The sequence below is a fragment of the Xenorhabdus anantnagensis genome, assembly GCF_028598555.1.
GTDB lineage: Bacteria > Pseudomonadota > Gammaproteobacteria > Enterobacterales > Enterobacteriaceae > Xenorhabdus > Xenorhabdus anantnagensis.
Genome location: NZ_JAQRFN010000024.1, coordinates 39,936 through 53,093, shown reverse-complemented (window position 1 = coordinate 53,093; position 13,158 = coordinate 39,936). Strand labels below are relative to the sequence as shown.

7 protein-coding genes are annotated in these 13,158 nt (G+C 44.2%); 3 read left to right on the top strand and 4 right to left on the bottom strand.

What is annotated here, in order from left to right; all coding sequences use genetic code 11:
• Positions 1 to 30: 30 nt before the first annotated feature.
• Entirely contained in the window at positions 31 to 1,419 is a 1,389-nt protein-coding gene (locus PSI14_RS15670) for an amidohydrolase family protein (protein ID WP_273576753.1), read from the bottom strand.
• Between the two features lie 328 nt (positions 1,420 to 1,747).
• Here PSI14_RS15670 and PSI14_RS15665 point away from each other — a divergent pair, with 328 nt between their 5' ends.
• The 3 genes from PSI14_RS15665 (at position 1,748) to PSI14_RS15655 (ending at position 4,132) form a co-directional block, all read left to right on the top strand.
• The gene (locus PSI14_RS15665; RefSeq protein WP_273576752.1) at positions 1,748 to 2,686 is read left to right on the top strand and encodes an AraC family transcriptional regulator; all 939 of its coding nucleotides are present in this window, start codon (positions 1,748 to 1,750) and stop codon (positions 2,684 to 2,686) included.
• Positions 2,687 to 2,817: 131 nt separating this feature from the next.
• Positions 2,818 to 3,396, top strand: a complete 579-nt coding sequence (locus PSI14_RS15660) for an NAD(P)H-dependent oxidoreductase (RefSeq protein ID WP_273576751.1) — start codon at positions 2,818 to 2,820, stop codon at positions 3,394 to 3,396.
• 556 nt (positions 3,397 to 3,952) lie between these two features.
• A complete protein-coding gene (locus PSI14_RS15655; protein ID WP_273576750.1) occupies positions 3,953 to 4,132 on the top strand; it encodes a hypothetical protein in 180 nt (59 codons plus the stop codon).
• Positions 4,133 to 4,369: 237 nt separating this feature from the next.
• On the opposite strand, the gene PSI14_RS15650 is transcribed toward PSI14_RS15655, so the two are convergent.
• From PSI14_RS15650 to PSI14_RS15640, 3 genes are all read right to left on the bottom strand, one after another.
• The gene (locus PSI14_RS15650; protein ID WP_273576749.1) at positions 4,370 to 5,200 is read right to left on the bottom strand and encodes an alpha/beta fold hydrolase; all 831 of its coding nucleotides are present in this window, start codon (positions 5,198 to 5,200) and stop codon (positions 4,370 to 4,372) included.
• A gap of 263 nt (positions 5,201 to 5,463) precedes the next feature.
• Entirely contained in the window at positions 5,464 to 6,834 is a 1,371-nt protein-coding gene (locus PSI14_RS15645) for a hypothetical protein (RefSeq protein ID WP_273576748.1), read from the bottom strand.
• 8 nt (positions 6,835 to 6,842) lie between these two features.
• On the bottom strand, positions 6,843 to 13,142 hold the full coding sequence (locus PSI14_RS15640; protein ID WP_273576747.1) for an AAA domain-containing protein: 6,300 nt from the start codon (positions 13,140 to 13,142) through the stop codon (positions 6,843 to 6,845).
• Positions 13,143 to 13,158: the final 16 nt, after the last annotated feature.

The window sequence follows — 13,158 nt, the reverse complement described above, 5'->3', positions numbered from 1 at the left end:
ATCCACGCAACTGCGCGTGGATTTTCTGACTTATGCCGTTTTCTCCAAACTCCCCCACACCATTTCCCCTTTATGGAACGTCGCAGTCCGTGGCGAAATACGCGCTACTGCTTCGGCGGAACAGGAAGCATCCACTAGCACAAAGCTGGCATCATCCTGCACTTTAGGCCATACACGTTCGCCTTTATCATTAAGTGGCAACACATCACCGGTGGCAATTGCCAGCGCGCGCGATAACATTTGTTCGTTCGGATGAACATATAGCTGTGCGTACAGGTTAGCTTTCTCCAACATGTCACCCAAACCATACGGCGACCAGTGATCAATCACACTATCAGTGCCTGTCATCACAAATACACCTTTATCACGTAACTGTTTGAGCGGCATATGCAACGTACCAATAGGCACAGTCGAAGCAATAGTCACCTGCTGTGCAGCCATGCGGGCAGCTATCTCATCCACCTGCTGTTCGTCAAGTGTCGCCAGCGCAAAGGCGTGGCTGATGGTCAGCTTGCCTTTCAACTGAGGTGTTTTTTCCACAGTTTCTACCATGTAATTAATCGCCGCTACGCCTGCCGGACTGGTTTCATGCAAATGAATATCCACCTTTTTGCCATAATCCAGTGCAATCTGGAACATTGTATTGAGGGATTTTTCCATCGAACCGTCAACATTAGTTGGATCGAGACCACCCACATAATGTGCCCCCATTTGCATTGCTTCACGCATCAACGGCTCCGATTTAGAAAGTAATAAACCGTGTTGCGGAAAAGCCACAATTTCGCAACTGAAACCAGATTGGCGTCGCGCCAGCACCGCTTGCAAGTTTTCGAGATTTTTCAGGCCAGAGACTGGTTCAATATTGCAGTGGCTGCGGGCAATGGTAGAGCCTTTCGACTGGAGAAGATTGATCAACTTTTCCGCGCGCTCTTGAGTGTACGGTTGCAGTTCCGGCAGGAGTGTCTGCTCTAATTTGATCATGTCCTGAATCGTGGTGCCTGCTGGTCGGTTAAGGGCACGCCATGGGCCACCATAAAATGTTTTATCCAGATGAATGTGCATATCCCGCATCGCCGGAAGCATCAGCTTACCACTCGCATTGTAACGAGGCAGTGTGCTGTCTGAATACTGTTTGTTCTCATACAGAGCAACAATTTTTCCATTGTTGATTTCCAGCGTTTTCAGCTCAGTAAGCGTACTGACAGCTGTCTGCCCCTCAAATACAAACCCTGACTCCAGCAAAACGTTATCCAGATAGTAATGTTTATCGGTTATCTTCGTTGGATCTCTCACCTCCTCGTTTGCTGTAGCTGACTGAGCAGCATATACAGCAGGGTTGACTGCACCAAACAGCGCACAAGCAGTAACCATTTTACCAGTCCGACTTAAGAACTCACGACGGTTTTTATTTTCGTTCATTACATTTCCTTTTCAGATGATAACAATTGTGGTGGTTCAGAAATCGATTTACTACGATTCGTACTTTTCTTTATATTATAAATAATGATCAAAGCCTGATATTCTTTGAAGCAAGCTTGGTTGTCATTGTGAACTATTCAGGAAAGCCAACGAATAGAACCATCAATAATGCATTACAGATTACAACAGGCTCTTTCATATAATCATTCCAAAATTCTTGCCTAATCCTCCAGTCAACCGCTGTTATTGATACAAATTTCCACCGTCTAGCGATATGCTGCATAACGCACCAATAAACATGATTTTTATATAAATGAGGAAATAGAAAATGAGTGCATTGCATCACCAATCCGATAGAGCAGAAATCGAAATCCAGTTACAACAATTAGCAGGAAAAATGGTTAAGTTAACATGTCCCAATACTCACGCACTGAAAACAGCGATTCCTCAATTGACGCTCTGCCATTTGGAGCAGCCAACAGATCCAGTAGGCCAGCTGTACGAATCCAGTATTATGGTTATTGTCCAAGGGGCAAAACGGGTGACAATTGGTGATCGTTCTTATTGTTGCGATTCTCAGCAATTTCTAGTGACTTCGACAAATATCCCTACCATTACCCAAGTTTGCACCGCATCTAAGGAAAAGCCCTTTTTAGCCATGATGTTGCAACTCGATATACAAGAAGTTTCAAGATTAATGGTTGAAAATAAAGTCATGATAAAACATCAAGCACAGGATACGTGCGCATTAGCTGTAACTTCTGTCACAGCTGACTTATTGAGCTGCTTTAATCGGTTATTGGATATATTAAACACACCGGAAGATATTCCCGTCCTCTCTCCCTTGATACATAAAGAAATAATCTATCGACTACTGAAAAGTGAGTTAGGGGGGCGCTTACAACAAATGGCTTCTCAAGAAAGCCCAAGCCACCAAATCAGTCATTCGATTAAATGGCTAAAAGAACACTTTGCCGAACCGGTCAAAGTCGAGCAACTTGCTCAAATCGCCAAAATGAGCCCCTCTTCTTTTCATCACCACTTTAAAGCTGTTACCTCTATGAGCCCATTACAGTACCAGAAATGGCTGCGTTTACACGAAGCAAGGCGAATATTGCTGACACAGCACTACAATGTATCAACCACGGCATTTCAGGTTGGTTATGAAAGTACTTCCCAATTCAACCGTGAATACAATCGCCTTTTTGGAGAACCTCCCTGCAGAGATATCAAACGATTGCGGACTATCCAAAAACAACAAATTTAAAACCAATAAATACAAAAAACAGATATCACTGGAGAATTAGGCAATGATTAGCAATAAATAGGCACCCATTCAATCAAAATCAGTTCTAAGATAATCCGTGATTTATCAGCGGAATAAAACAGAGGATGATTATGGGCAGCATTTTAGTTATCAATTCAGCAAAAGATTTTGGCGAATCGAAAGGAAAACTCAATAATACTTTAACCGAAGCTATCAAGGATCACCTGACAGAGATAGGCCACGATATTCAGGTAACGCATGTAGATAAAGGTTATGACATTACTGCCGAAGTTGATAAATTTCATTGGGCTAATAGTGTGATTTACCAAATGCCGGGTTGGTGGATGGAAGCTCCGTGGATTTTAAAAAAATATGTTGATGAGGTCTTTAGTGCTGGTCACAGTACTTTATTTAAGAATGATGGGCGAACTCGCAATAATCCTGACAAAAAATATGGCTCAGGTGGTTTAGTACAAGACAAGACTTATATGTTTTCAGTCACTTGGAATGCGCCATTGGAATCATTTGAAGATCCCAATCAATTTTTTGAAGGAAAAGGCATTGACAGTGTTTACTATCCTTTTCATAAAGCAAACCAATTTTTAGGTATGTCGCCATTACCAACGTTTGCTTGCCACGATGTAATAAAAAATCCACAAATTTCGCAGGACATTAAACGATTAAAAAAACATTTATCAGAATTTTTCTAAAAGTTGATTTATTTTCTATATCCAGTCACTTCTGAGTAATAGCTTGGAAGATAAAAATCATACATATCCACTTGTATATCAAGTGGATTCTTGTTTCCTATAGCATTAACCCGCGAATTTACATAATAAGTACAATATCATTCATTCCTCCAAGAAAAGTAACACAATAAATTATCACACAAGAAATAAAATGTTTTATTAACCATCTCCAATAGATTAAATATATCTAAAAAATTATTTACATCTCTTCCATCATCATTTTTTTCGATAAAAAAATGAGAAAATACTATGACTATTTCGTCAACATATTATCAATGCGATGAAAAAACCAGTAGTCAAAAACACAGAACCTTTGCAAAAATGATTATGTTAACGTTAACGCTATCTACATAGTTAATTTTTTGGTTGAAAGTAATAGATACAGAAAACAGAGTGCTTTTTTAACAGCAGATAATGTTAAAAAAGAATAATTTTCTATCCGATATCAGAAGTGGAATTCATATTGAAATGAATCCCTTCAGATAACCAGATGCACATCTATATAAGGTATGAAATTATGAACAAAAAACTAGTTGCTTGTATACTTTCATTAATCATAGGAACAACCATTACAGCAAATGCAGCTGCGATGGCTTGCAATATGTTAGCTACCCCACTACAGCCTGCATGTAAAGCTGCATGTGAAAAAATACCTGGTGATGGCGCTTTCGGCTTACTTAAAGCTGCTTGTATCTAATCTAGTATTATTAGAAAGATAAAAGGCATATATCCAGTTTACTTCATGCTGCACTGGTTGGTACATTATCCCTTGCCAAACCTGCATTTGAAAAACAATAGATATATGTAAATAAAAATAAGGATATTCTCTATAAAAGAATATCCTTACCACTAAATAGAATTCAACAGATAAAATTAAACCATCAAACAGATAAACCACAACTATAATTTCCTCAAGCTATTTAATAAAACTATTTCATTGAAAACCCTTAAGAAAATCAGTCAAAATTGAATTAAATAATTCGGGTGACTCCCAGAAAGGTGCATGACCAACTCCAGCCAAATTAAATACCTTCCCTTTCCAAAGATTTTGATAATTCAGTTTATTAATATAGTCAAAATTAATATATGGATCATCTGCCCCATTAACGATTGCTAACGGTATATTGCTGGTTTCAGCCAATAATTTTTGATCCGTTGCCTGAGGAGAAAGAAAGGCTTCAAACATATACTGCCGTGCCAATCCATCTGTTCTTATCACCGCTTCAACAATAAAAGGATCGTGGGGAGCATTGACCCCATAGGTATCAGATACAAAATTCTTGATGTCTTCCTCCGTAAACTCCGCTTTGCCGGCAAGCCCCACACCAGGACGAAAACCAAGAGCCACGTTATCTGCACCAACGGATACTGGTGGAGTACCGCAAATCATTAAGCCAATCATCTTAGGAAATAAAGCCAACATTTCCAACCCAATATGACCACCTAATGACCAACCAAAAACCACTATTTTGTTAATACCTATTCGTTCCAATACTTCAATGATCGCATGTGCATAACCAGGCATTGAATATGCTTGACGTGGCTCGCTGGCATTTGATGACGAACCATGTCCCGGCAAATCTAATGCCAAAACCCGATATTTTCCTTTTAATTGGTTAATTTGATGCTGGAATACTTCTTTACAACTTGAATTGCCATGAATTAAAAGAACAGGCAACCCATTACCTCCTGTATCTATTACCGAAACAGATGCATAACGGGTTTTAATATCATAATGATTAATATCACTGTGTGTAATAGCCATTATTCTATCTCCTCAAGATGAATATGAATTTTATTCATAAAGCCTGAATTTTTTACTCTCTGCAAGAACATGCCGCGTCCTTACCTCACTTAAAATCCATCAGTTACTTCATATTTTTCGTTTATTTTTTAATACATATAAACCCACTTTCCGAATCGGTAGCACTGACCTTCGTTTTTTTGCTGTTCTTTAAAGGCTGGTTTCAGACTTTTTTCGGCTGCTTCCCGGCCTTTATAGACAGCTTTTCCTATTCTTCAGATCGCTCAAGGATGTTCTGATGTACTGTGGCTTACCACACGTTGCTGCCGGACAGCATCAACCTGCTCTTTGACCTTCATCTTGCCGCTGCCGGGGGGTAATGCCCGATCAATCGTCAGTTCTGCACCGGATTTTGCCAAGTTTTCCTGTAACTGATGGTGTTGATGGCACCAGATAGCATCAATATCTCTATCACGCGTGGTATCTCTTTCTTCTGAGAATGCCACGGTTTTGGCCTGAAAACGGGCGCTCTCCTCACCACCAGCACCAAGCTCTAAACCATAACCCGGCATTGACAGATGAGAAATGACCACCTGCCCGTCAGTCAACCACGCACTAACCGCATTTTCATTCACCTGATAACCTAACTCACGCAGTCCTTCCAGCACAACAGTGCGGCGTTCTGCTGCGATAATACGTCGTTCTATTCGGATAATCGCATCGTTAACAAGCTCCAGACAAGCGGTTACCTCTGAAAGCGAGCCTTGTTGTGCCATACTGTCAGCTTCACAGGCGATGGTTATTGCCTCTTTATCGTCCAGACATTCCAATTCAGCGATTGCCACAGCTAGTTGAGTACGAAGATTCTGCAAATGTTGTTCCTGACGAATTTGTGCTACTAGTTCAAAAACCAGTGAATCTGCTCTTAGCTGTCTTTGTACTTCATCTTTTAGTGATAAAACTGTTTGATACTGTGTCTGATATGACGAGAGATCACGCTGGTTATCAAGAATACCCAGTTTGATTATCATGGATTCGATTTGCCCGAACTGAACAGCCATTTTTAAATCCGGTATCGTTGGTGCTTGCCAGTCATGCTGGAGATCTGCACCTTGCTCAGCGAGTAGTGAAGATAATAATGTCGATTGTTCTTCTGTCAGATGCGGTTGTTCTTTGGCCGCCAATTCTAGCGCCTGATAAAGTAAAGCGCTTTGCGGATCTTTGTCATTCTGTAATGACTGAATTAATACCGTATTCAACGGATGATTGACCGGTAGCTTATCTTTGAATAGTTCGACTAAGAACGTCAGGTTTTTGCTGCGATGATGGTGTTTTCTTGCTTTTTCAGCCTGTTTTTCCAGTAATTCAGCCTGAAGCAATAGTATCTCATTCTGAATATCTTGCGTAAATTTCTCAATGCGGCGTTGCAAGGTATCCATTTCATTCGGTGATAGAGAGATGCCATCCTGTTTTATACTCGTATTTAATGTCTGAAACCGCTGTGAAAACAGCTGGTTTCGTGTTTCATCTACATAGGAAAGCGCTTGGTTGATATGCTGCCAACGTTGGTAAAGCGGCTTTAATCTGGCATGTGCTCGTTGACATGCGATAAAATGTTGTTTTCTGATCCTGACCGTATGTAGGGATGAACTCATAACAATACCTATAAATTATGCGTTAAAAAGGCTTGTGTAATCGCTGCAACCAGTTTCTGCTGTGCGATATCTGGCTGATGGAACCATTCCGCAACAGAAATCCGGTAACGAGTGGGAACCACATGTTTTAATACGGACGCCCGCCATATTTCCCGCGCCCTTGCCTGTTGTAATAACGGGTGGTACGGCATATCGCATTCCAACCCGATGATATATCGCCCACTGTGTTTATCTTCAATAATGCAATCAAAATAAAAAACCCCGGCCTGCTGCACTTTGGCTATCTGCCATCCTTGTTGTTGTACGAATGATTGTTGTATGAATGGTTGTTGTACAAATTGTTGCACGAAATTCACCACGGATTGCACAAAGCCATCATTAGTTCGGTTGTTATCGCTCAGACCGGTATCTGTGCGGCACATTCTGTTGAGTAACGCCTGATTATGTTCGTTTTGTCCGGTTGTCAGATTACGGGCAAACGTCAGATACCCTTGTAAGAAATCACGAGGAATTTCAGGCTTGCGGTAGGTTGAAAGCAAGTCAGATATTTCATCCAACGGCATGGATGAGAAGATAATCACCTGTTTTCTGGCGCGGGTAATTGCCACATTGAGCCGCCGCTCTCCGCCTGTCTGTCCTAACACCCCGAAATTGCGCCGGAATGTTCCCTGTTTGTTACGTCCGAACGTCGTGGAAAATAAAATCACATCTCGTTCATCACCCTGCACATTCTCAACGTTTTTTACAAACAACGACATATCCTCACCCTGCTCTTGCCGCTGTATCTCCTGATCATAAGCCTGACAGAAATCCGTATCTGTTTCAGTGCGCTCAATCAGGAGGTGCTGGATCAGCTGTACCTGTTTCTGATTAAAGGTGACAATACCGACAGACGGGCGGTTTTCAAACGGTGCCTGCCATATTTCAGCCAAACGCGTTATGATGGCTTCCGCCTCGTCGGGGTTGGTCTGATTGCTGTACGTTCCGTTGATCATCTCCAGTGACAACGGTTTGATCTTACTGAGTACTTTTTTTGAGTGTTGTGCCGGAATATTCAGATGTTTTTCGTAAAACGCATGGTTTGAAAAGTCAATCAGATCACGGTAAGCAGAACGATAGTGAATATCGAGCGTATAAACTGATAATACCGTCCGTGCCAGATGCAATAAATCAGGACACTCACCGATTTGGCGATAATCCCACTCACTTTGCGGTTTTTCCTGTTGCTGTTCCGGGGAGCCGTTTTCTTCGTCGTCACTCTCATTGTTGGACAAACCCGCAAAGAAACTGGAAGGCGGCATCTGTTTCTCATCACCGCTGACAATCATTCGCTTACCGCGATACAACGTTGGTAACGCATATTCTATCGGCATCTGAGAGGCTTCATCATAAATGACCGTATCAAAAAAACCGGCTTTGAGCGGTAAAACCTGACTGGCAACATCCGGTGTCATCAGCCATACTGGACGCAGATGCATCAGGCCGAACGCTTCCCCTTCTTCGATAAATTCCCGCAACCTTCTGGCTCGTTTTCCTGTTAAACGGGTAATCTCTTCCCACATCCTGCGCGGGCTGATTTGCTGATATTCTAATCCCTTATTGAAGGCTTCACGGTTCAGTGTCTGCAACTCTGCCAGTGTGTTTTCCAGTTGTTGAACATGGTCGTCCAGTGCGTCCTGCTCCGCGGATAACGCGGGGGTGTGGTGTTCAAACAATGCTTTCAAAGCTAAGTAATAATAGTGTCTTAGTGTTTTCTTAATGGTTTGACTCAATGCGGTGTCGCTCAACCGGGAAAGTTCGTCGGCATAAGGGCGCAATAATGCCAGAATCTCCCGATGAGTCTCACTGAAATCTTCAGAAAACGCACTGAACTGCAAATAAGGTTTTAACGTCGGCAGTGCCGCCTCTATAGCAGCAAGATCGAGGTTAAGAGACGTCTGATGTTTAATCGCTTCGGTAAATCGCTGCTGTGTCTGAGTAGTCAGGTATGGGGTCAGCGTACGGAGTGCAGCGCGGCTCTTTTCTTGTGCCAGCGCGCGCATAATCGCCGCTTCGATTTCAAGACACCTCTGTGAAAAACTAGCGTACTGACCGTCACGTATGGCGCTGAATAAATGAGCTGGCTGAGGATAATCAACCACAAGCTGTGTCAGATCGGCAATCCGGCGAAGGTTATCTGTCGTCTTTTCCAACGCCTGACGTAATAAAAAGGCTTCTGATTCAGAAAATGCATCTAATTCAAGCTGATGGTGTAATTGGTTCAGTTCATTACGGATAAGGCGCCATGTCTGCTCGGCACGGATTGAATGAGAAAATGCGGAGTATTGTGTCGAATTACCGCTGATACCATGCATAGCAGAAAAAACGTTAAGTTTGCGTTGACGGGCATAATAAAACGGGTTCAGATAAAACCAGAATGATATATGTTGTTTTTCTTTTAATGCCTGTGACAGTTGCGCCAGCATCGGGTTTTCGCAATCTGCCAGAAGATGAAATAAGCGCGGATCACACAACGAAGTATCTACCTGCTGTAATCGCGTAATCAGTGCTTCCAGTTGGCTGATAATCTGTGGACCACGCAGTTGTCGTCCTTTTTCATTGTAAAACAGTGGCAACCAACGGGCGAATTGCTGCCATGTCAGCGAAGATAATGGGGTAAATGCCGCTTTACAGGCTGCCAGAGCAGCCTGATGGTGAGTCAGTGTTTCAATGGTGATTTCTGTATAAGGCAGTGTCAGAGTCTGTTCCCGCGCTGCTTCATTCTGCATAAATCCGGCAAAATTCCGGTTGAATTGCTGACAACTGTCGTCATCCGCAGAGAAAGAATGCAATTGTGAAAGTGGGCTATCCTCATAATCGGCAGCCAACCATAGAGGTGCAACCTGAACGATATCATCAATAATTCTGCCTGTTTCAATCGCGTCCGGTGAACGGAACAACGACTGCAATTGCGGTAAATCTAAACCGGTATCTGCCTCATCACGCCATGCAATCAGGGAGGCCATCAGTTGACGATAAGAGACTCCTGCCGCTTCATGATACTGGTATAACCCATTGTAATAATCATCCAGCTGAGATTCATATTTGTCCATGCGCCGGGCAACAATATCACGCTCACGTACCCAATTTGTCGTCTGATTATGGGTTTTCCCGCGCATAAACAGATCATCAATCTGTGAACGTACCGACTGAATAATATTACGCCCTTTCTGCGCCTGATGTACAAGCACAATACGGTTCATCAGGCCACAAGCTATCAGGCGTTTATACACTACTTCCAGTGCCGCCGGTTTCTGACAAATCACCAGTGCTGTTTTCTGCTGTCCGATAGTATCCGCAATCAGATTAACAATAGTCTGGCTTTTACCGGTTCCCGGCGGGCCTTCAATCAACAATCCACGGTTCTGCCGTGCCGCCGCTACTACCGTTTCCTGAGAAGGATCCGTCGCACTGACAAAATAATGTTCTTCTGCTTTTAACGGACAAGGCTCTGACGCTTCGGGTTCCGCCAGTCCCAATGCTTTTTCCAGTGCGGTGTTTTCAATCGGCAAACCAGCAATTTGTTGTAGATCTTTGCCGATAGCCTGTCCGATGAAAGACGAGTGAAAAAGTACGGCTGAGCAACACAACGATGCGCTGTTTTCTCCAATTTCCGGATCGGATGGTAATGCAGATAAATTCCTGACCGTCACCGGCATGACGACAGAGAGCTTCTCCATCACACTATCGACTGTCAGTCCGGCATGCCCGAGAAGCTGTTCCAAAATCGCCTGCCACTCGTTTACCGGGGAAATACCATCCAAACTGACTAGCGCCGGATTGAGTCTCACTGCTCCGCGTTCATTATCAAACTGCAAACGGGCAACACCCCGCAGTCCGGCATTCATCACCAGATTGACCGGCCAGAGAAACAGCGGAGCAATACGGGGTTTCATCTGTGAAGGCCGGGTATGAATAAGCAGGAACGGAAATCCCAGATACATGCCATTTATGCCAGTATCACGCTGATATAGCTCGGTTTTTGACTGCAATACCCTCAGCCTGTCGTTGACTTTGGGCATTTGCAATAAGGTCTGGCTATCGATTGCAATAGCATTTTTCGGCCGGTTAATTAAATGCTGTAACAGATCCTGCGCACTCTTCTGAACACCATTCAGCTCAGTCAGATCAACCCGGCCTGCCGATGGGGTCAGACGCATACGAACTAAAGAGCCTCGTTGCGTATTTGCGGTAATTTTCCGGGTAAAAAATTGCATGACCTGCTGAACATAGCGCTGTTTTTCCGGTACGACCCAGTGTTCCGCAGCAATCGCCAGCATCACAATGATCTGTTCAAGCGGCAGACGCCGTGTCAGTAAAAACTGTTCTGTCCATTCATCAATATCTGCGATTCCACACCGACAAAAATCCCCGATCCGCTCTCTTAACTGCTGATACAGTGTCAGACGGGGTAACTGTAATAACGCTTCTGCCTGCGTGCGCTCAAATGTGCTAATACGATAGCGTTTCGCCAGTTTAACCGCCTGATCCAGTAAGGTCTGGCGTGCAATAAACTGTCCGATATCGGCACTCAACAATAGGATAAGCTCTTCGTCCTGTAGATTCTGTCTGTCAATCAGTGTCCGTAAGCCACTGTGATGTGTATCGGGAAACAACTGATAATGCACCTGCCAGCGGGCAATAAGCTGACTATGGGAGGTGATCAACAGATAAATTCTCAGTATATTTTCATTCAGGGTGATTTCCAGTGCCTCTGCCTGGCTGCAAATCTGCTGCTGACGATAGTAAAGCTGCACCAGCCAGTGCTCAGGAGCGATTTGTCGTAACAATTGTGCCAACGGATCATTAATCAAACTGTAACTGATATCCGTATGTCCTAATAACCAGGAAGGCGTGATGATCTCACCGCGGTAAATAAACGGCATATCCGGATTCAGCACCTTTAAAGTCAGCATCAGGCGCAAATTGTCATCAATCTTCTGGGTATCGGTAAAAAGACACAATTGTTGGTGAATTGATTCATAGTGACTCATTCCGGCAAGCCATGAGAGAAGCTCCCCACACAGTAACAAGGACAAGGCTTCATCCCATTGAGTCGTTTCTGCGGCTTTCAGAGCAAACTGAGCCGGTTGGCTATATGTCTGCCCGGCAAGAATTATCTGCCGCCCATGCTGTAGTTGCTGTTGACTCGCCTCAACCGGCGCAGCCATCGGTCGCCCGTCCAGCCATGCTGAGACCTCCGGTCCCTGCCAACGCTGTGTACGATCGCGGGTTAATAATCCACGCAGCAAAATACGGATATTTTCATCCAAATCATCAGGGATGATGACACCGTGAGTCATCACCTGAATCAAAAACGCATTGGTGTGAACCTGCTCAAAACAGCGTCCCCGGGTGAGCTGTTCGAGCAGAATAATACCCAGACTCCACCAGTCAGAAGCAGCGGACACTCCTCCGGCTAAGGTTTCCGGTGCACTGTAGCAACTGATATCCAGCGGTGAGACGATATCAAGGTCGAACTCCGACAGACAGGCAGAACCAAATTCGATGATCACAATATCCAGTGGCGAACGCTGACGGATCATCAGATGGGAAGGTCTCAGATCGCGGTGGCGTAAACCATGCTCTGCAAAGGAGGTCAGTGCCTGACCAATTTCCCGGATAAGCTGTGGGATCTCTTCCGGTTGCCAATAGTCGCCCCGGACAATAAATGCCTCTAGCGATCCTCCAGAAATATGTTCTGTCACATGCCACGGTCTGCCGTGTTGACGGCCTGTATCCAGCAACTCCGGTACATGGCTTCTCGGCAAAAGCCGGAATACATCATAGACAGACTGATCGGGTTCTTCACCCAACTGATAAAGCGTTAAAACCCCCTGTCGACCCGTTTTACGATGAGTCACATTGTAGCGCTCACGCGGACTATCACTGCGATTGATCCGTTCACCCGGCAACCAGTCTCCGATAGATGCCGGTTCTGTTGGGGCTGGTTTTTCTGATGACAGTATTGTGTCCCGCTCAACTGGGTTTTCCGCAGAGAATCTGGCGCTATCTTCACCACATAGCAGACAAATAAGATCACTTTCTTCCATCGGGTGACCGTTCACACAGACATCAGTATGCTCCTGATGATTTGCATCTGCCGGTCCTGCCGTTGGTGTACTGTCCGGCAGTTGCGGACGCCAGCCTGATTCATGGATAGGTTCGGCAGATAAATCCCATCCGCACGGTTGTGTGCTGATATGACCTTCACAGAAAATTTCGGTCAGTGGCCGCTCTGTCTGACAATGGGGACAAAAACGCATCATAATTATCACGTACCTG

What these genes read in the sequence shown, in the direction of transcription:
- PSI14_RS15670 (WP_273576753.1), bottom strand. Translation starts at nt 1,419, where the DNA reads ATGAACGAAAATAAAAACCGTCGTGAGTTCTTAAGTCGGACTGGTAAA.
- PSI14_RS15665 (WP_273576752.1), top strand. Translation starts at nt 1,748, where the DNA reads ATGAGTGCATTGCATCACCAATCCGATAGAGCAGAAATCGAAATCCAG.
- PSI14_RS15660 (WP_273576751.1), top strand. Translation starts at nt 2,818, where the DNA reads ATGGGCAGCATTTTAGTTATCAATTCAGCAAAAGATTTTGGCGAATCG.
- PSI14_RS15655 (WP_273576750.1), top strand. Translation starts at nt 3,953, where the DNA reads ATGAACAAAAAACTAGTTGCTTGTATACTTTCATTAATCATAGGAACA.
- PSI14_RS15650 (WP_273576749.1), bottom strand. Translation starts at nt 5,200, where the DNA reads ATGGCTATTACACACAGTGATATTAATCATTATGATATTAAAACCCGT.
- PSI14_RS15645 (WP_273576748.1), bottom strand. Translation starts at nt 6,834, where the DNA reads ATGAGTTCATCCCTACATACGGTCAGGATCAGAAAACAACATTTTATC.
- PSI14_RS15640 (WP_273576747.1), bottom strand. Translation starts at nt 13,142, where the DNA reads ATGATGCGTTTTTGTCCCCATTGTCAGACAGAGCGGCCACTGACCGAA.